Source organism: Streptomyces sp. NPDC051452 (assembly GCF_044454765.1).
Classification (GTDB): Bacteria; Actinomycetota; Actinomycetes; order Streptomycetales; family Streptomycetaceae; genus Streptomyces.
This window is the reverse complement of the sequence record NZ_JBITEB010000002.1, coordinates 706,717-724,927: the sequence shown is the minus strand read 5'-3', so window position 1 is coordinate 724,927 and position 18,211 is coordinate 706,717. Positions and strand designations below refer to the sequence as shown.

Annotated in this window: 21 protein-coding genes and 1 tRNA gene; all 22 read left to right on the top strand. The window is 68.5% G+C overall.

Features of this window, described 5'->3' with window-relative positions; genetic code table 11:
• The first annotated feature begins 12 nt into the window (after positions 1 to 12).
• Positions 13 to 558 (top strand): head-tail connector protein, encoded by a 546-nt coding sequence (locus ACIBA9_RS08345; RefSeq protein WP_399360847.1) that lies wholly within the window; start codon positions 13 to 15, stop codon positions 556 to 558.
• Complete coding sequence (locus ACIBA9_RS08340; RefSeq protein ID WP_399360845.1) at positions 558 to 1,022, top strand: hypothetical protein; 465 nt, start codon at positions 558 to 560, stop codon at positions 1,020 to 1,022. The genes ACIBA9_RS08345 and ACIBA9_RS08340 overlap by 1 nt, the downstream gene beginning before the upstream one ends.
• A 37-nt stretch (positions 1,023 to 1,059) precedes the next feature.
• On the top strand, positions 1,060 to 1,398 hold the full coding sequence (locus tag ACIBA9_RS08335; RefSeq protein WP_399360843.1) for a hypothetical protein: 339 nt from the start codon (positions 1,060 to 1,062) through the stop codon (positions 1,396 to 1,398).
• A complete protein-coding gene (locus tag ACIBA9_RS08330) occupies positions 1,395 to 1,730 on the top strand; it encodes a hypothetical protein (protein WP_399360841.1) in 336 nt (111 codons plus the stop codon). The genes ACIBA9_RS08335 and ACIBA9_RS08330 overlap by 4 nt, the downstream gene beginning before the upstream one ends.
• A gap of 3 nt (positions 1,731 to 1,733) precedes the next feature.
• Complete coding sequence (locus ACIBA9_RS08325; protein WP_399360839.1) at positions 1,734 to 2,213, top strand: hypothetical protein; 480 nt, start codon at positions 1,734 to 1,736, stop codon at positions 2,211 to 2,213.
• Positions 2,210 to 2,683, top strand: a complete 474-nt coding sequence (locus tag ACIBA9_RS08320; protein WP_399360837.1) for a hypothetical protein — start codon at positions 2,210 to 2,212, stop codon at positions 2,681 to 2,683. Before ACIBA9_RS08325 ends, ACIBA9_RS08320 begins: the two co-directional genes overlap by 4 nt.
• Before the next feature lie 8 nt (positions 2,684 to 2,691).
• Positions 2,692 to 3,165: a hypothetical protein gene (locus ACIBA9_RS08315; RefSeq protein ID WP_399360835.1), complete on the top strand. Its 474-nt coding sequence runs from the start codon at positions 2,692 to 2,694 to the stop codon at positions 3,163 to 3,165.
• Positions 3,166 to 3,296: 131 nt separating this feature from the next.
• Complete coding sequence (locus ACIBA9_RS08310) at positions 3,297 to 8,063, top strand: phage tail tape measure protein (protein WP_399360833.1); 4,767 nt, start codon at positions 3,297 to 3,299, stop codon at positions 8,061 to 8,063.
• A gap of 47 nt (positions 8,064 to 8,110) precedes the next feature.
• A complete protein-coding gene (locus tag ACIBA9_RS08305) occupies positions 8,111 to 9,517 on the top strand; it encodes a hypothetical protein (RefSeq protein ID WP_399360830.1) in 1,407 nt (468 codons plus the stop codon).
• A gap of 13 nt (positions 9,518 to 9,530) precedes the next feature.
• Positions 9,531 to 10,598 (top strand): DUF5047 domain-containing protein, encoded by a 1,068-nt coding sequence (locus ACIBA9_RS08300; RefSeq protein ID WP_399360828.1) that lies wholly within the window; start codon positions 9,531 to 9,533, stop codon positions 10,596 to 10,598.
• Between the two features lie 10 nt (positions 10,599 to 10,608).
• Positions 10,609 to 11,436 (top strand): hypothetical protein, encoded by an 828-nt coding sequence (locus ACIBA9_RS08295; protein ID WP_399360826.1) that lies wholly within the window; start codon positions 10,609 to 10,611, stop codon positions 11,434 to 11,436.
• Positions 11,433 to 12,185, top strand: coding sequence for a hypothetical protein (locus ACIBA9_RS08290; protein WP_399360824.1), 753 nt, complete (start codon positions 11,433 to 11,435; stop codon positions 12,183 to 12,185). Before ACIBA9_RS08295 ends, ACIBA9_RS08290 begins: the two co-directional genes overlap by 4 nt.
• Before the next feature lie 8 nt (positions 12,186 to 12,193).
• Complete coding sequence (locus ACIBA9_RS08285; protein WP_399360822.1) at positions 12,194 to 12,604, top strand: hypothetical protein; 411 nt, start codon at positions 12,194 to 12,196, stop codon at positions 12,602 to 12,604.
• Between the two features lies 1 nt (position 12,605).
• The gene (locus ACIBA9_RS08280; protein ID WP_399360820.1) at positions 12,606 to 13,076 is read left to right on the top strand and encodes a hypothetical protein; all 471 of its coding nucleotides are present in this window, start codon (positions 12,606 to 12,608) and stop codon (positions 13,074 to 13,076) included.
• Positions 13,073 to 13,393 carry a hypothetical protein gene (locus ACIBA9_RS08275; protein ID WP_399360818.1) on the top strand — a complete coding sequence of 107 codons (321 nt, stop codon included), beginning with the start codon at positions 13,073 to 13,075 and terminating at the stop codon, positions 13,391 to 13,393. The genes ACIBA9_RS08280 and ACIBA9_RS08275 overlap by 4 nt, the downstream gene beginning before the upstream one ends.
• A gap of 22 nt (positions 13,394 to 13,415) precedes the next feature.
• Entirely contained in the window at positions 13,416 to 13,688 is a 273-nt protein-coding gene (locus ACIBA9_RS08270; protein WP_399360816.1) for a hypothetical protein, read from the top strand.
• Positions 13,685 to 14,623: a GH25 family lysozyme gene (locus ACIBA9_RS08265; RefSeq protein ID WP_399360814.1), complete on the top strand. Its 939-nt coding sequence runs from the start codon at positions 13,685 to 13,687 to the stop codon at positions 14,621 to 14,623. The genes ACIBA9_RS08270 and ACIBA9_RS08265 overlap by 4 nt, the downstream gene beginning before the upstream one ends.
• 3 nt (positions 14,624 to 14,626) lie before the next feature.
• Positions 14,627 to 14,839 carry a hypothetical protein gene (locus tag ACIBA9_RS08260; protein ID WP_399360812.1) on the top strand — a complete coding sequence of 71 codons (213 nt, stop codon included), beginning with the start codon at positions 14,627 to 14,629 and terminating at the stop codon, positions 14,837 to 14,839.
• Between the two features lie 12 nt (positions 14,840 to 14,851).
• Entirely contained in the window at positions 14,852 to 15,202 is a 351-nt protein-coding gene (locus ACIBA9_RS08255) for a hypothetical protein (protein ID WP_399360810.1), read from the top strand.
• A complete protein-coding gene (locus tag ACIBA9_RS08250) occupies positions 15,199 to 15,867 on the top strand; it encodes a collagen-like protein (RefSeq protein WP_399360808.1) in 669 nt (222 codons plus the stop codon). The genes ACIBA9_RS08255 and ACIBA9_RS08250 overlap by 4 nt, the downstream gene beginning before the upstream one ends.
• A 181-nt stretch (positions 15,868 to 16,048) precedes the next feature.
• Positions 16,049 to 16,194: transfer RNA gene (locus ACIBA9_RS08245), tRNA-OTHER, on the top strand.
• 260 nt (positions 16,195 to 16,454) lie between these two features.
• A complete protein-coding gene (locus ACIBA9_RS08240; RefSeq protein WP_399360806.1) occupies positions 16,455 to 18,128 on the top strand; it encodes a TROVE domain-containing protein in 1,674 nt (557 codons plus the stop codon).
• Positions 18,129 to 18,211 lie beyond the last annotated feature (83 nt).

The window sequence follows — 18,211 nt, the reverse complement described above, 5'->3', positions numbered from 1 at the left end:
GGAGGTGACCACGTGGCGATAGTGAGCCTGGCCGCCGCCAAAGCACAGCTGAACATCCCCGACGACAACACCGCCGACGACGTCGAACTCCTCGGTTTCATCGACGCGGCCACCGCAGCGGTAGAGAAGCAGCTCGGGAAAGTCGTCGAGCCGCGCACCATCGTCGACGAACTCGACTTCCACCGGCCAGTGCGGTCGTTCCTGCTCCGGTCGGTGCCGGTCATCTCTCTTACGTCGCTGACTTCTCTCGACGGCTCACACTCCTGGGACGTCAGTCCCAGCGCCGCGCACGTAGACCCAGAGTCGGGCCGTGTCACTCTCCTCGGAGCCACGATCAGGGGCACGGCGGTCGGGATCTACCAGGCCGGCCTCACCGTGGTCGGGGCCAACGTCCGCCTCGCCGCGAAGATCATCATTCAGCACCTGTGGGAGACACAGCGCGGCATGATGCAGGTGCAGTTCGGCGGCGACACGGAGACGTACACCCCGAGCCGCGGCTACGCGATCCCGAACCGTGCGCTGGAACTGCTCGACACCCCGCTCCCGGGTGTGGCCTGATGCCCGGCTGGACGTCGACACTTCCCGCCGCCATCGACGCCCTGGTGCGCGCCTTCACCACGGCCGAGGGCCTCACCGGCGTCGCGATCCGCGACGGCGCTTCCGTGTCCCAGGCCCGTGTCACCGAGGTGGTGACGGTCGCCTACACCGGCGAGGACGGTGCCTCCGACGCCGAAGCCCTGGTGATGCGGGAAGGGCTCGGCGGCAACCCGGACCGTGAGCAGCTGACCATCCGCTGCGTTGCCGCCGTGCTCCAGGGCGGCACCGACCTGGCCGCCGCCCGGAAGCGGGCGTACGAGCTGTTCACCGCGGCCGCGACAGCCATCGCCACAGACCGCTCGCTGGGCGGCGCCGTGATGAGCGCCATGGTCTCCGCCCACCAGCTCTCCCAGGGCCAGGTCGACCAGGGCGCCCAGGCCGCCATCACCTTCACCGTCACCTGCGACGCCTTCACCGGCCGCTGACCCTCACCTGCTCCGTCCGTCCCAGACAGGAGGCGCGATGACCGCGCTCGTAACCCAGGTCGTGCCCAATGTCGGGCTCGACGTCGGCTCGGCCCCCGTGGCCGCCACCAACGGAGACACCGCAGCGTGTGGCGCCGGGACTTTCCTCCTGGTGAAGAACGCCAGCGGGTCCGCTGTCACCGTGACCCTGACCACGCCCGGCCAGGTCGACGGCCGCCTCGCCATCGCCGACAGCACCTTCTCCGTCGGCGCGACCACCGGCCTGGGCATCATCCCGCTCATCCCCGGCCTGTACGCCGATCCGACGACGGGGCTCGCGACCATCAACTACTCGGCCACGGCCTCCGTGACCGTCGCGGTGGTGAGGGTCCCGTGAGCGACACCATCGTCTTGCGCCACCCGACCCTGCCCGCGGAGCAGGAGATCGAGGTGCGCCGGGACGCCATGCCGCACTACACCGCGGCGGGTTGGCAGCTGGTGCCCCAAGACGAACTCGACAAGCGCGCGGCCCTCGCGGCGGCGGCCGCGGCCGCCGCCGCGGCCGAGCAGGCCGACCAGGAGCCTCAGGCCCAGGACGAGGCCGAGCAACTGTCGGTCGACACCGACACCGACACCGCCGCAGCAGACACGTCGGGCACCGACGAGTCGGCGGAACCCAAGAAGCGGCCGGCGCGGCGCGCCAAGGCCCCCCAGGAAGAGGAGAGCTGAGCCATGGTGGCCACGCCGATCGCCCCGACATCGCGGTACATCCCGCCGGGCACAACCCGCTACTACTGGGTCGCCAGCATCAGCAACTACCTGTCCCCGAGCCGGGCCGAGCTGAACGCTGGCTCCGACCTCACCGCCGAGGTCAGCGCCGTCTCCGGCTTTGCCACATCGTCCGACCAGCAGGACACCCCCGATCTGGGCAGCCGGTTCGTCAAGAAGATCCCGGGGCGGATCACCGCGGACGACTCCAGCATCACCCTGTACGCGTCCTCGAACTCTTCGGACGCGCGCACGCTCATGCCGCGTGACGCTGCCGGTTACATCGTGATCTTCCCCGAAGGGGATGTGACCGGGCAGAAGATGGACGTCTTCCCCGTCAAGGTCAGCTCGGTCCCGAAGTCCCGCGACATCGAGAACCCGGCATCCATGACGTTCCAGTACACGATCACCAACGTGCCGGCCGAGAACGTCACCATCCCGTGAGCATCTTCGTCCGGGACAGCGGTGACCTGCGGAGGATCGTCCGGGAGCTGCGCGCGATGGACGACAAGAAGCTCAAGGCCAAGTTCCGCCGGGAGCTGCGCAAGGCGGCCCAGCCGCTCGTGCCGAAGGTTCGGCGGAGCATCCGCAACATCCCCTCCCAGCAGGCCTACAGCCCCGACGGGCTGCGAGCCGCGCTGGCTCGGGCGACCCGCATCGAGGTCAAGACCTCCGGCCGTGAGGCGGGTGTCGCCATTCGTGTCGACGGCCGCAAAATGCCCAGCCGCATGAAGTCCTTGCCGTCGATGGTCGAGGGCACGAAGCGGTGGCGGCACCCGGTGTTCGGTAACCGCGAGGTCTGGGTCGACCAGCCGAAACAGCCGTACTTCTACAACGCCGTCCGGACCGCCGGCCCACTCGCCCGCCGGGCTGTGAGCCGTGTCCTGGACGACATCACCCGAGAGATCAGCTAGGAGCAGCAGTGGCGCTTTCCCGCGATGCCATCGTGCAGGCGAACGACATCCCCACCGAGACCGTGCCCGTCCCCGAGTGGGGTGGTGACGTCATCGTGCGCGGTCTCACCGGTGACGAGCTGGATGACTTCCAGGGCTCGATCAGGCAGTTCCGCCGGTCGATGGACGGGCGGGGCATGGAGCCCGTGCTCATCCAGCAGGGCATGCACGCCAAGCTGCTGGTGAAGTGCCTCGTCGACGACCACGGCGAGCGCCTCTTCCAGGACTCCGAGGCGGCCGAGCTGGGGGCGAAGTCCGGCCGGGTCCTGGAGCGGCTGTACGACGTGGCACAGACCCTGTCCGGCCTGTCCGAGGACGAGCAGGAGGAGATGGAGGGAAACTCCGAGACCCCGAGTCCGGGCGACGATTCCACTTCGTCCTCGCCCGAGCCCTCGGGTACACCGTCGCCGAACTCCTCCGACGAATCTCAGCCCGAGAGCTGATCGAGTGGCAGATCTTCTACTCCCTCGAAGCTGAGGAAGACGAGAAGGCCACGAACGACAGCTCCTCCTCCCCGGCGGCGAAGCCGCAGCGCAACTGGCCATGACACCGACACCCGTTGAGGGGAGGCGTCATGGCGAGCACCGGCATCATCTACACCCTCATCGCCAGGGATGCCGCGTCGCGCACGTTCCGTCAGGTCGGCCGAGCAGCCGGCGGCACCGAGTCGACCCTGGCCAAGCTCGGCAAGACCGCCAAGGTGGTCGGCGAGGCGGTGGCGGTCGGCCTGGCCGCCGGACTGGCCGAGGGCGCGAAGTCGGCCATGGAGTTCCAGGCGGAGATGACCCGCATCTCCACGCAGGCGGGTGCCACCCAGAAAGACGTCAAGCTCCTCTCGAAGCAAGTCCTCGACCTGGGCACCACTACGCAGCAGGGCCCGCAGCACCTTGCCGAGTCCCTGTACCACCTCAAGTCGGTGGGCATGGACAACGTGTCCGCGATGAAGGCGCTCAAGGAAGCGTCTGATTTGGCGGCCGTCGGTCACGCCAATTTGGAAGAAACCACAAATGCTCTGGCGGGCGCCTGGCGTACGGGCATTAAGGGCGCCACGAGTTTTCATGAGGCAGTCAGCACCGTAAATGCAATTATCGGCGCTGGAAATATGTCAATGGACCAATTTAATGCGGCAATTGGCACTGGCATCCTGCCCTCTGCGAAAACTTTCGGTCTTTCCATGAAACAAGTCGGCGCCGCGTTGGCCCTCATGACCGATGAGGGAATCGACAGTGCGAGCGCCGCAACTCGCCTGCGCATGTCTTTCTCGCTGCTCGGCGCCCCGTCCGGGGCTGCCGAGAAGCAGTTGAAGAAGATCGGGTTGACCGGCCTCGACCTCGCGGAGGCCATGCGCGGTCCGAAGGGTCTGATCGGCGCAATCGGACTGTTGAAGGAGCACCTCGACAAGTCGGGGATGTCGGCGTCGAAGCAGTCGCAGCTGTTGTCCAGGGCGTTCGGTGGCGGTCGGTCCAGCTCCGGCATCCTGCTCATGCTCAACAACTTGGACGTGCTGGAGAAGAAGCAGGAGCAGATCAACCGCAGCACGGGCAAGTTCGACGACGCGGTGAAACAGCAGCGGAAGACCGCTGAAGCCCAATGGCACCTGCTCACAAGCAACTTGGAGGTAATGGGCATCCGGGTCGGCACCAAGGTGCTGCCGCCGGTGACCAGCTTCATTCACTTCCTTGCCACTGACGCCATGCCCGCCACGTACCGCTTCGCCGACGCCGTCGGGAAGATCATCCCGGTGGATCGCATCAAGTCAGCGATCGGCGAGGCCAAGTCGGTCGTCTCCGGCTTCCTGGGCGGTTTCGGCGGGAAGGGCGGGATCGGCGACTTCATCGGTGGCCTGACGGGCGCCAAGGTGAAGGCGCCGGCGGTGCCGAAGTCACCCATCGACAAGTTCCCCACCACGGTGCTGGACACGCCGCACCTCGGCTCGGCTCAGACGTCCTCGACCAGGGGGACGGGACGGGCCATGCAGCGGCTCCCGCACTACGGGGCCGGTCAAGTCGCGCCCGAGGCCGGTCGGCTCGGCGCGCCGCTCGCTCCGCTGCCGCACGGAGGGTCGGGGCTCAGCGCGCCACTGATCAAGATGCCGAAGGTGCCGAAGGCCCCGAAGTCGCTGGCCCGCCAGATCGGCGAGCAGGTCCGCATCGCGTTCACCGACGGCATCATGCACGTCAACTGGGGCAAGTTCGGGCCCGTCCTCGGAGCCGGTCTGGGCAAGGCGTTCGGGTGGATCGTCGGCCACGGTGCTGAGCTGTCGGCCAAGCTCGGCAAGGCCATCGGCCAGATCGACTTCGTCGACGTCGGCAAGAGCCTCGGCGCGATCGCGCTGCCCTTCGCCATCGGCTTCGTGAACAACCTGTTCCAGCCGCTCTTCACCGCCAGATTCTGGGAGAAGCACTGGCTCGACGTGATTCTGGCGACCATCGCCATCGTGCCGTTCGGCAAGCTCTTCGGAGTAGTCGGGAAGCTCTTCGGGCGGATCCCCTGGGGGAAGCTCGGCGAGATCTTCACCCGCATCCCGTGGGGGAAGATCCTCCCCTTCGGCGAAAAGATCGGGGAACTCGCCCCCAAGTTCTTCGGAGCGATCTACCGCTTCGTGAGCAGGATCGTTTCGAAGTTCGGTGACGCATTCGCGTCACGCTTCCCCAAGGTTGCGCAGTGGTTCAGTGACCAGCTGCTCCTGTTGCCGGTCCGTCTCGAAGACCTGGGTCGAGCACTGGTCCGCAAGGGCCGCGAGATGATCTCCAGATTGGGATCTGCGATCGTCGACAAAGTGCCCGGCATGGGCAATCGGTTTATCCGTGCCATCGTGAAGACGTTCGGCCGATTCACCCTCTATCAGACCGGCCTCAACCTGGCACAGTCGCTGATCAGCGGCGCCTGGTCGAAACTGAAATCCATCGGCTCGTGGATGAAGAGCCACCTCGTCGACCCTGTCATCCGCTGGGTCAAGAGCGGCTTCGGAATTGCATCCCCGTCGAAGGTATTCACCGGGATCGGCGGCAATCTGGTCGCCGGATTCAAGAACGGCGTCCTGAACACGGCCAAGGGCATCGGCGGCTGGATCGTCAGCCACCTTGTGACACCGGTGACCAGCCGCTTCGCCCGCGCCGGGTCCTGGCTGACCGGCAAGGGCAGCGCGATGGTGTCCGGATTCAAGTCCGGGGCGAACTCGATCGGAAAATCGATCGGTGGCTGGATGACCTCCCACGTCACCGCCCCGGCACGGAACGCCTTCACGCGTGCCGGAACCTGGCTCATCTCGAAGGGCTCCGCCCTCATCGCAGGCTTGAAGAGCGGTGTCTCACAGAGGATGCGGGGCATCGGTAGCTGGCTGAAGAGCGTCGTCGTCGACCCCGTCGTCTACAGCGTCAAGCACTTCTTCGGGATCAAGAGCCCGAGCCGCGTCTTCATGGGCATCGGCGGCCACCTGGTCACCGGCCTGATCAAGGGCATGTCCCGCACCAGCGGCGCCGCGATCGCTCACAAGGTGTTCGGCAGCATGCCCAAGGCCCTCGCGTCGATCGTCAAGAAGGGCTTGGTGTCCGTCTCGTCGCTGCCCGGGAAGGCCCTCAAGGCCCTCGGCAGTCTCGGCGGAGATGTCCTCGGCATGCTCGGGCTCGGTGGCGGAGGAGGCGGCTCGTCCGCCAACCAGAAGATCGGCGCCACCCTCGCCGCGCTCCGCGGCTGGAGCGGCCCGCAGTGGGCCGCCTTGAAGAACCTGTGGAACGGGGAGAGCGGCTGGAACGAGCGCGCGCTGAACAGCAGCAGCGGCGCCTACGGCATCCCCCAGTCGCTCCCCGCTAGCAAGATGGCGTCGGCCGGTGCCGACTGGAAGACCAACCCGGCCACCCAGATCAAGTGGGGCCTGTCGTACATCGCCGAGCGGTACGGCAACCCGCTCAACGCCTACTCGCAATGGCTGGCTCGGTCGCCGCACTGGTACGCGAAGGGCACGCGCGGCGCCGCCAAGGGCCTCGCCTGGGTCGGCGAAAAGGGCGCCGAGCTGGTGAACTTCAAGGGCGGGGAGGATGTCCTCAACCACGAGGACTCCATGGCGTTCGCCAAGACCCACGGCATCAAGCTGCCCGGGTACGCGAGCGGCACGATCATGAACGCCGCCGACCGGGTCCGCCGCGACAAGGAGAAGGTCGAGGACGCGAAGGACGCGGTATCCCGCGCCAAGCGGCGGCACAAGGGCGAGGCCGCGGCGGAGAAGCGCCTCCAGGCCGCCCAGAAGGAGCTGAAGGCCGCCGAGATCGCGTTGAGAAACGCCCAGCGGTCCGCGAAGACCTCGATCTCCAACTCGATTGCCACCGGGCTCCAGAAGTCCCTGGCGACGGGCACGTCGTCGTCGATCGCCTCGGCCATCAAGTCCTTGGCGACGAAGTTGCTGAACGCCGGTTACAACCGGACGGCGGCATCCGTCGAGAAGAAGGGGTCGAAGCTCGAAGCGCTCGCCACGAAGCGGGCCTCGGTCAAGGCGAAGATCGCAGCGGCCAATCAGTACGCCAGCGACCAGGCCGGGCGCATCAACGACTTTCTGTCCATCAGCGGGACGTCCGCGTCGAACGTCGGCGACCTCATCTCCCAGATGGGGGGCCAGCAGAAGACCGCCCGGGGCTTCGTTTCGCTGACGAAGAGGCTGAAGGCGCGCGGTGCGTCGAAGGCCTTGCTGCAACAGCTTGCCGACGCCGGGCCGGGCAGTCAGCTCGCGACCATCCTCGGCGGCAAGGGCGTCAAGACACAGGACATCGCCAAGCTGAACAAGCTCGTGAAGAGCGGCGGCAAGCTCGCCACATCGTTCGGCCGGTCCATGGCCGACATGATGTACGACAGCGGCAAAGACGCGGGCAAGGGATTCCTGGCCGGCCTGAAGTCGCAGGAGAAGGCGCTCGGCAAGCAGATGGCTTCCGTGGCCAAGGACTTGGTCAAGGCCATCAAAAGGGCCCTGAAGATCAAGAGCCCCTCGCAGGTGTTCCGGGACGAGGTCGGCAAGAACATCGTCCTCGGAATGGCCCACGGCATCGACATGCACGGCCACCTCGTCGGTGCCGCAACCCAGCGGCTCGCCAACACCGCTACCGGTGTGTCCATCCGTCGCCGCTACGTACCGACTGCCGGTGGCAGCAACCAAGGTCAAGACCAGTTGTGGGATCGGCTGGCAGCGGCGCTGGAGGCTCAGGCCAGCCGGCCGCACGAGGTGAACGGTCAGCTGGTGCTCGACTCCGGTGAACTCATCGGCGTCATCAAGGGAACCGTCCAGCCGATGATCCGCACCTCCGAGAACCGGCAGGCGTACCGCGCGCGCGTTGGACGGAGGGCAGGGGGGTGACTATCACCTTCGGGAGCACGGGTGCGCAGGCGGTCCATACCGACACGGTGACCCCTGCGCTCGTGGGCTCCGCCGGCAACTTGGCGCTCATGCAGGTGCTCTCCGGGCACCCGAGTGACAGCATTCCCACCACCCCGTCCGGCTGGTCGCTCATCAGCAGTTTCTCGGGCGGCGGGGGCACCTTCGGCGCTTCCGCCGGCCCGCGGAGGCAGACGTGGTTCGCGCGCGTCCTGGCCGGAGGTGAGCCGAACCCGACCACCGTCATCCCCTCGGGCTCGGCGGGGTCCGTCATCGCGGCCCGCATCATCAGCCTGGCCCGCACCGCCGGCACCGGCTGGCGGTGGGCTGCATCCGGCGCCGACGACAGCACCTCCGGCACGGCATTCTCCGTGGTCGGCGGTATGGCTCTGACATTCAAGGCCGGCGATTTCGTCGTCCTCGGGTACGGCGTCGCCTCCAGCGCGGACTCCTACACGGCCGAGGCAGTCACCGCGGCGGGAATCACCTTCGGGACGGTGACCGAGCGCGCCGACGCCGCTGTCACCACGGGCAACGGGCTGTCGAGTGCGCTCGCTACCTGTTCCGTTTCATCCGGTACGGCGCAGGTGGCTCCCACGATCACCGCCACCCTGGCGGCAGCGTCCGTCGGTGTCGCCGGCGCGCTCCGTATCCGGGAGGCCAGTTCGGATGTCGCCGCGATCGCACAGACCGCCTTTCCGCCACGGAACCTCGTGTCCGCGACGGGTCTGACCGGCGACGACATCACGACCGTGACGCTGTATCGACAGGTCGACACCAACCTGACGGCCGTCAGGGCCGCGACCGGCATCGATGTGACTGGGCAGTCCTCCCTGCTGAGAGTCGACGCCGAGCAGCCGTTCGGGGTCTCGATGACCTACGCGGCCGTGCTGACTGACCTGTACGGGCAGCAGTGGACGGTCTACTCCGACCCCATCACCTCGACCGTGGACGCCGATGTCGTCTCGGACGCGATCCGTGGCGTCGGCGCTCTGGTGCACATCGAATCGCCGCTGGATTGGAAACGCGACCGCGAGGCCACGACGTTCAACGTTGGCGGCCGGATCGTCGTCGTCGGTCGGCCCCGCTCTGCGCCCTCGACGACCGTCACGGTGCGCACGGAGACCGACGAGGACGGCGATGCCCTCAACGATCTGCTCGACCACGTTACCGAGGGCGTTTTGCTGATCCGGCGGCAGGTGAGTCTGCCGCGCTTGGACGGCTCCTACGCCCTGCTCGACGACACCGAGAGCCCCACCTGGTACGACCAATTCAGGTGGTTCCAGCTCAATGTCGTCCGGGCCGACGACTGGCCCGACGTCCTGGAGGCGGCTGGATTCACCCTCCAGGACATCGCCAACAACTACAGCACGTTGGCCGACCTGGCGGCCGACTTCAGCAGCTTGCTCGCCATCGCCCTCTACGACTTCGGGTGATGCCGTGCTCGACATGTCCGATGCTGCGCTGGCCATCGTCCAGCGCAGCTACACCATGCAGGTCCGCGCCGAGTCCTGGCGCGACGGTGAACTCCTGGCCGCCGACATCCCCGTTGCCGGCGGCCAGGAGGACCGCGACCGCTCGCTGAACATCCCCGAGAGGGTTTCCCTCAGCGTGCCGTGCCGCGACAGGGGCTTCAACTGGGACCCGCAGGCCGATCCCGACCATCCACTCGCCGCCTTCGGGCAGCAGCTCCACATCTCCTACGGTGTCGACGTCGGCGGCGACTTTGAGTGGGTCGATCGCGGTTGGTTCGTGATCACCGAGGTCGGATCCGACGGCGACACCGTCAGCGTCACGGCCCAGGGACTGCTCACCCTGATCGACGAGGCGAAATTCGTCTCCCCGTTCCAGCCCTCCGGCACGTTCTCGTCGACCGTGCGCTCCCTCGTCGAGCCCGCACTGACCGTGCAGGTCGACGGGCTCCTCACCGACCAGTCCGTGCCCGTCGGGATGCAGTGGGACAGCGACCGCCTCGGTGGCCTCACCGAACTCCTGTCGGCCTGGGCGGCCGACGCCTACGTTACTGAGGACGGCATCCTCCTCGTCGAGAAGCTCATCGACGGAGGAACCCCGGTCCTGACCCTCACGGACGGCGTCGGCGGCACCGTGGTGCGCTGGCAGGGGAGCGGAAACCGCGACGGTGCGTTCAACGTCGTCATCGCCCAAGGCGAGGACAGCAGCGGCAACCAGCTCCAGGGCGTCGTCTACGACCTGGACAGCGCCTCGCCCTACCGGTACGGCGGTCCTTTCAACCCGTTGCCCGTGCCGTACGTGTTCTCGTCACCGCTGATGACGACCGTCTCTCAGTGCCGCGCCGCGGCAGCCGCCCAGCTCCTCCAGCTGCGCCGCGCTTCGTCCCGCCGCCTCGCGGTGAGCATGGTTCCTCACCCGGGCCTGGTGACCGGTGACGTCATCTCCGCCACCGGAGCCGGACTCGTCGGCGCACCGTGCGTGATCGAGACGCTGTCGCTGCCCTACTCACCAGGCGAAATGAGCCTGACCGTCCGAGTCCTGTAGAGGGGGCATCATGGCGGACTTCGCCGACACCCGGGTCAGTCTCGCCGGCCAAGGAACCATCGAAGCCGTCGCTGTCACAACGGCCGTGAGCGGGGCGTGCCTTGCCAGCATCGGCGGCATTCAGGTAACCGTCCGAACCGTCACCGGACTGTCGTTCAGTGTCGGCGACAAACTATTGATCGCCCGCCGCGGTTCGACGTACTGGGCTCTCGCCGCGTATAGCGCTGCGCCAGCGCTGCCGCCGACTCCGCCAGCGGCCGGTGATCCCCCGGTCACCTCCCTCGGCGACAGCTCGCCGCCACCCAAGCCGACGACCACGACGGGCTCCCTGGTGTGCACCCCAACAGCGACGTCGACATGGCGAGACGGCAGCTGGCGAACCGACACCGGCTCCTCCACCAGCGCCGACACATTCCAAGGCAAATACGGCGGCAGCTCCCTGGGCCGCAACAGCGGCTTCGCGTTCTACGGCAGCAAGCCACGATCGCTGTCCGGTGCCACCGTCACCAAGGCCACCGTCCGCCTGCGGAGGCTGACGTCTGGCGACTACGGGAAGCGGTCGCCGACGCTCCGGCTTGTCAGCCAGTCCACCCGGCCCGGTGGCTTTCCCACGCTCAACGAGTCCACGGCAGGCCCGGCGCTCGGCGTGCAGGGCCACGTGTCGCCGTCGGAGGTCACTTTCACGCTGCCCACCTCGTGGGGGCAGGCCATCGTCGACGGCAGCCGCGGCGGCCTGTGCATCACGGTCAGCTCCGACGATCCCTACATCCGCCTTGCAGGACGCAGCTCCTGGTCGGCCGCGTGGACCCTCACGCTCTACTGGAGGCGCAGTTCATGAGCCAGCAGACGTCGCACGGGATCACCTACCCGGAGTCGACGGACCACGCCCGGATCTGGGAGCACATGCAGACGATGGCGGCGTCCATCGATCCGCAGCTGAGCCCAGTCGACCGGCAGGTTTTCACGACCAGCGGCACGTGGACGAAGCCAACATCCGCTAAGTGGGTGCGCGTCCGGGTCATCGGCGGTGGAGGCGGCGGCGGGGGAGTCCCCAGCGGTACGAGCGGACAAGGCGCCTCCGGATCAGGTGGTGGCGGAGGAGGCTACGCCGAGTCCGTCCTCATGGCATCCTCGCTCGGCAGCACAGTCGCCGTCACCGTCGGCACGGGCGGCACGGGCGGCGCCGCAGGCGCCAACGACGGCAACGCCGGTGGCTCCAGCTCGTTCGGCTCCCTGGTCGTGGCAGCCGGAGGCGCACAGGGCGTAGCCATGGCCCGCACCTCCGGCAACAACGTCGTCACGGGTGGCTTGGCCGGGAACGGCACGACGGGCGACATTCTCATTCAGGGCACCGACGGCGGTAATGGGTACGTCCAGGGCGGCCTACCGGGCTGCCAGTCGTCCGGCGGGGGCACGGTCCTCGCAGGCACACGCCGCAGCACCGCATCCCTGTCCGGCGCCGCAGGCACCGCAGGCAAGAGTTTCGGCGGTGGCGGCGGTGGGGCGCAGGGCGGCACCACGACCGGCACCAGTTTCAACGGTGGCAACGGCGCCGACGGCGTCGTCATCGTCGAAAGCTTCTTCTAGGGGGCGCCGTGGCCGACACCGATGATCCGGCGGCCAGTCCGCCGCAGACCGATCCGGCGCCCCCCTACACGAGCCAGGCGCAGGACGGCTCCGTCATCGAGCAGTGGGATGTGCCCTCCCGCACCTACCGCCGGTACGAGTGCGGCACCCTCGTCGAGGAGAGGCCGTTCACCGACGCGGAGAACGCAAGTGCTGACGAGGCCCTCGCCGACGAGGCCCGTCGCGCGGCTCAGGCCGCACTGTTGGTACAGGTCCACACGGACCTGGCCGACAACCAGACCTACCTCGATTCCGTGGCGGCCGGCACCGTGACAACCGACGCGACGGCCGCCCAGGTGGCTGCTCTCACCAGGCAGGTGCAGGGCTACTTCCGGCTCACCTTCGGTGTCGCTCTCGCCGACCAGCCCTCAGGAGACTGATGTGACGGTTTATGTGTGTTCGCTGTCAGCCACCCCGGACCAGCTGATCCAGCCCAACGTCGACACTTTGTTGATCTTCCCGTTCGAACAGGATCAGATCGATCATCTCGCGATGCACGATCCGGCTCAGCCGGACGGGGTCACCGCCCTCAGCACCGACCAGCGAGCCGGCCTCATCTGGCCGTACTGCGATGGCTGGGGGAGCCTGAGCGCCGAGGTCCAGTGGGAGGCCGGCGCCTACACCGAGCTGCGTGACGTCTTTATGCGGGACCCGCTCGGCTTCACCACCGACCCCATGAACGACACGGGCCGGGACGACCGGCCACCGTCGGGCGGATACCAGTACTTCACCAAGCACCACGAGATCAGCGTGTATCAGGGCACGCCGCTCGGGTTCATGGTCCGGCACAACGACAAGGTGCCCCGGAGCATCTTGTACGCCCAGTTCAAGCTCGCCATCCACCCGTGGTGAACGACGAGACGGAGCGTCCGGTGGCCTTCTCCGACCGCAACGATCCCCCGCCGATGTGGTGCGACTGGTGGACCGAGATCCATCAGCTCACCTCCGACATCGCCTACGGCTGGGTCCCCGAGCATCTACGAGCAGACCCGGCCGACCCGAACCCCTGGTTCTGGCACTGGTGCAGCCAGCAGGGCCGATGGATGGCTCAGGCCGCCCCCGAGCACACCCTCATCTCCACCGAGCCGCTGCACCTGGAGCCCTCCCTGCTGTGGCCCTGCTGCGGCACACACGGCTGGGTGCGCGGCGGCGCGTGGATCCCGGCCTGACCGCTCGAAGGAGTAACGCCCCATGTCTCAACCGACCCCCGGCCGCATCGTCCTGTACAAGCTCACCGAGGACGACGCCCGGCACATTGCCCAGCAGCGCTCCCACAACGGGCAGAACGGCAACTTCGTCCGCGAGGGCGACCGGTACCCGGCCGTCGTCGTGCGCGTGTTCACCGGGAACCCGGCCGACGCGGTCAACCTCCAGGTCCTGCTGGACGGTCCCGACGCCTACTGGGCGACGTCCCGCCGCCAGGGCGACGAGCCCGGCACCTGGTCCTGGCCGGTGATCTCATGACCGTTCAGGGCATCGACGTCAGTTCGTTCCAGAGCGCGACGTACGACACCAACGGGCTGGGCTTCGTCTTCGTCAAGGCGACGGAAGGGACGTCATACGTCAACCCGCTCATGGCCGCCCAGGCCGCGCACGCCCGCGCCGCCGGATGCGTCGTCGGCTTCTACCACTTCCTGCACCCGGGCAGCGTCCAGGAGCAGGCCTCCTTCTTCGTGGAGAAGGCGGTGAGTCAGCCCGGCGACATCCTTGCCTGCGACTGGGAGCCCACCGCGAGCGGGCTGGCCAGCAACGCCGACAAGGACAGCTTCATCAAGGCCGTGAAGCAGCTGCGGTCCGGGCACCGCAGCATCCTCTACTGCGACGTGGCCCGCTGGACCGGCGTCGACAAGACCGGCTACTGCGGCGACGGGCTATGGATCGCCGACCCCAACCACGCTGCGGGCAAACCCGGCATCAAGGCGCCGTGGCTGTTCCACCAGTACGGCATCCGAGGCACCGACCGCGACCTCGGCAACTTCACCGACCGCGCCGCGCTCGCCGCGTGGGCCGGATCCCAGGAGGTAGACGTGGCACTGACACAGGACGACATCGACAAGGTCGCCGCCGCGGTGGTGACCAAGCTCCTCGCCGGCGGCGGCGCGCTCGAGGACAGCGACCTGAAGCGGATCTGGGCCGCGGACGTGATCCCGGCCGCCGCCCCGCCGTACAACAACACGGACTACTTCCAGGCCGACGGGAAGACCCCGAACAACACGACCTGGACGGGCACCTACACCCAGTACACCCAGGTCATGGGCATCCGCGAGACTCTCGACCGCGTCAAGCAGCTCCAGGCCGCGCTCGCCGCCCTCGACCCGGCCGCCCTGGAGGCCGCGCTCGTGGCCAAGCTGAACGGCCTGAAGGCCACCGTCACCGTCACCAACCCCCAGGAGGGCTGAGCGATGAAGGTATCCCGCTACTGGAAGGCAGTCGTCGCCGCCGTCGTGGCAGGCGGCGGAACCGCGGCGGCCGCCGTGCAGGACGGCCACATCACGGCGGCCGAAACCGTCACCATCGTCCTGTCCGTCCTCGGAGGGCTCGGCTTCACCTGGGCTGTTCCCAACCGGCCGCAGACGCCGGCGCCGCCCACCGCCGAGTCGCCGCAGATCCTCTGACGGATGCCTCCAGTGACCGATGAGCCATCCAACGGCGAACTCGGGCGGCTCATCGGCTCACTCCAGCAGAGCCTGGACAACCGATTCTCTGAGCTGAACTCGCGGCTGGACAAGATGGTGTCGCTGGACGTCTACACGATCCAGACCACCCACGTCGAGCAGCGGATCTCCCAGCTCCAGGCCGACATCCAGAGGTGCGGCACCGAGTCCGCCCAGTTGGAGGACGCGTTCGAGGCCTACCAGCGCGACGAGGCCAAGCGCCGCGACGCAGAACGGCAAGCGCGCCTCTACCAGCTGATCGTGCCGGTGGCCATCTGCCTCATCTCCAGCGTCATCGCGATCTGGGCGGTGGTGGGGAAGTGAGCGACGCCAAGCACAGCAACAAGTTGCGGCGGCTCACGCTGCCGCGCGCTGAGGCTGTCATCGCCGGAATGGTCGTCGTCCTCTTCGCCGGCCTGGCCCTGCTCGTCGTCCAGTTCGTCGCACTGCACGAGGAGTTGGCCACCGCGAACCATGCGCGCGATGCGCTGGCTGCGCAGGTTGAGCGGCTCGGCGCATCGCCGGTAGCCGGTCCGCCGGGCAGCCGCGGCGAGCCCGGCCGCAGCGTGACCGGCCCGCGGGGGCCAGCTGGACCGCCGGGCCCGTCCGGATCGGCCGGCCGCGCCGGAACGGACGGGAAGAACGGGACCGACGGGGCCAGCGTGACCGGGGCACCGGGGGCCGCCGGCGCGACCGGGCCAGCCGGCGCATCAGGTGCCAACGGCGCTGATGGCCGGCCAGGCCCCTCGGGACCGCCCGGGCCAGCCGGACCGGCCGGACCGGCGGGCCAGGACGGCAAAGACGGGAAGGACGGCGCCGACGGCAAGGACGGCCAGAACTGCCCGGCCGGCTACAGCCTCCAGCCCCCACCAGACGACCCAGACGCCCTCGTCTGTCGGCGCGACGACACACCCCAGCCCAGCGACAGCGACTCACCCTCCACACCCCAGGCGCTCGGCCTCGATCCGCTGCGTCGCCAATACGCCTGAACCCTCGGGCCAGACCCCCCGCCGCGTAACGCGGCGGGGGGTCTTTGCCGCGTACTAGGGCTTATTCATTGGCCGGTTGACGGGCGCTGTGTCTACGGTGGTCCACGTCCAGGTGCGAAGGCAACGGGTACTTCGACTGTTAATCGAGTGGTCGCAGGTTCGAGTCCTGCCATCGGCTGCGGCCGGTGTAGCTCAGTTGGTAGAGCGCTACGTACCGTCGCCGACCTGACCTCTGGACCCACAACTTCATACGCACCTCCCGGTGCGCAGGTAACGGTTACTTCTCCTGCTAAGAGGGAGACGCGGGTTCGAATCCCGCCGCCGGCTTCACGGCCGGTGTCGTCCAGCGGCCTAGGACGCCAACGTCACCGTCACCGACTTGATCTCGGGAGGCACAAGCGCCGGGTGCCCGGTGCGCAGGCAACGGATACTTCGATTTGGGATCGAGTGGTCCAGGTGCAAATCCTGGCGGCCGGCCCGGGGGGTCGGCTGTGGTGTAACAGCAGCACGCTTACGTACCGTCGCCGTCTTGATCTCGGGCACCCTCGCTTCCCGCCTCCTCCAGCTCCAGCAGAGGAGGCGTTCTCATGTCCCGGTTCAACACCCGCACTTCGCGCCCGGTCGCACGCGGCCCGGTCGCCACGACCGGCAAGCCCACCACCACCCACGAGGGCGGCACCGCGTTCGTCCGCGACGCCCGCAGCGACCTGTTCCTGCTCGCCGTCACCAACATGGTCGGCCAGGACTCCTTCTACGAGAGCGCAGGCGACCGCGACAACCGGTTCCGCCAGCTCATGCGCCAGCTCGCCGTCGCGGACCCTGCGTGGACAGCCGCCCTGCTCGGGTGGCTGCGCGGCTCGGCGAACATGCGGTCGGCGGCCGTCGTCGGCGCCGCCGAGTTCGTGCACGCGCGTCTCGCGGCCGAGCAGGCGGGCTACCTGGTCCCCGACACCGCGACGGCCAGCAGCGAGGGCGGCGGCTGGAACCGGCGTGTCGTCGACTCCGTCCTCCAGCGGCCCGACGAGCCCGGCGAGCTGCTCGGCTACTGGACGCAGCAGTACGGGCGCCGCCTGCCGAAGCCGCTCAAGCGCGGGATCGGCGACGCTGTGCAGCGGCTCTACAGCGGCAAGGCCCTGCTGAAGTACGACACCGCGGCCCGGGGTTACCGGTTCGGTGACGTCCTCAACCTGGTGCACGCCGCACCCGCGCCGGACAAGCCCTGGCAGGGCGACCTCTTCCAGTACGCCCTCGACCGGCGGCACCACCCGGACACGGCCGTCCCGCCCGCATCGAACCGGACGCTGTCCGCGCGCCAGGCCCTCATGGCCCTGCCGGTGGGGGAGCGCCGCGCGCTCGTCACCGGCCCCGACGGCGCCGCGCGCCTGGCCGAGGCGGGCATGACGTGGGAGGCACTGGCGGGCTGGCTTCAGGGGCCGATGGATGCTGCGGTGTGGGAGGCCGTCATCCCCTCCATGGGGCTGATGGCGCTCACCCGGAACCTGCGGAACTTCGACGAGGCGGGTGTCTCCGACGAGATGGCGGCCTCGATCGCGGCCCGGCTCGCCGACCCCGAGGAGGTTCGCCGCTCGCGGCAGTTCCCGTACCGGTTCCTCTCCGCCTACCGGGCGGCGCCGTCGCTGCGCTGGGGCCACGCCCTGGACCAGGCCCTGGCCGCGTCCACCGCGAACATCCCGGCCCTGCCCGGCCGGACCCTGGTCCTCGTCGACACGTCGGGGTCGATGATGGGCACCGTGTCCGCCAAGAGCCAGATCCGGCATGTCGACGTGGGGGCCCTGTTCGCGGTGGCGCTCGCTGCGCGCGGCTGCGACGTAGACCTCGTCGGCTACGCCAACGGCGCGTTCACGCACCCACTGGCCAAGGGTGGCAGCGTGCTGCGCCAGACCGAAGCGTTCTGCCAGAGGCTCGGCGAGGTCGGACACGGTACGGAGACCGTGGCAGCTCTCCGGGCCTCGTACGACAGGCACGACCGGGTTGTGATCATCAGCGACATGCAGGCGTTCGCCCACCCGGGCGGTGGCGCGCCCTGGCCCTTCCGGGGCAGCTACCGGCCCGTGTCCGTGTCGGACGCGATCCCGGCCGACGTGCCCATGTTCGGCATCAACACCACTGGGTACGGGCCCGCGTCCATCGACACGAGCCAGCCGAACCGGTACGAGGTCGGCGGATTCTCCGACCAGCTGTTCACGACGATCGCGCTGCTGTCGCGCGGCCGCGACGCGGGCTGGCCGTGGGAGGTCTGATGGCGTCCAGCTCCGCTGTCCTCGGGCGGCGAGGCCAGCGTTGAACATCGCCCCCCCGCCGCGTCCTCCGCGCGGCGGGGGGC

Coding starts and splice junctions, on each gene's coding strand:
- ACIBA9_RS08310 (WP_399360833.1), top strand. CDS start 3,297: ATGGCGAGCACCGGCATCATCTACACCCTCATCGCCAGGGATGCCGCG.
- ACIBA9_RS08240 (WP_399360806.1), top strand. CDS start 16,455: ATGTCCCGGTTCAACACCCGCACTTCGCGCCCGGTCGCACGCGGCCCG.
- ACIBA9_RS08290 (WP_399360824.1), top strand. CDS start 11,433: ATGAGCCAGCAGACGTCGCACGGGATCACCTACCCGGAGTCGACGGAC.
- ACIBA9_RS08325 (WP_399360839.1), top strand. CDS start 1,734: ATGGTGGCCACGCCGATCGCCCCGACATCGCGGTACATCCCGCCGGGC.
- ACIBA9_RS08295 (WP_399360826.1), top strand. CDS start 10,609: ATGGCGGACTTCGCCGACACCCGGGTCAGTCTCGCCGGCCAAGGAACC.
- ACIBA9_RS08335 (WP_399360843.1), top strand. CDS start 1,060: ATGACCGCGCTCGTAACCCAGGTCGTGCCCAATGTCGGGCTCGACGTC.
- ACIBA9_RS08300 (WP_399360828.1), top strand. CDS start 9,531: ATGTCCGATGCTGCGCTGGCCATCGTCCAGCGCAGCTACACCATGCAG.
- ACIBA9_RS08265 (WP_399360814.1), top strand. CDS start 13,685: ATGACCGTTCAGGGCATCGACGTCAGTTCGTTCCAGAGCGCGACGTAC.
- ACIBA9_RS08260 (WP_399360812.1), top strand. CDS start 14,627: ATGAAGGTATCCCGCTACTGGAAGGCAGTCGTCGCCGCCGTCGTGGCA.
- ACIBA9_RS08270 (WP_399360816.1), top strand. CDS start 13,416: ATGTCTCAACCGACCCCCGGCCGCATCGTCCTGTACAAGCTCACCGAG.
- ACIBA9_RS08340 (WP_399360845.1), top strand. CDS start 558: ATGCCCGGCTGGACGTCGACACTTCCCGCCGCCATCGACGCCCTGGTG.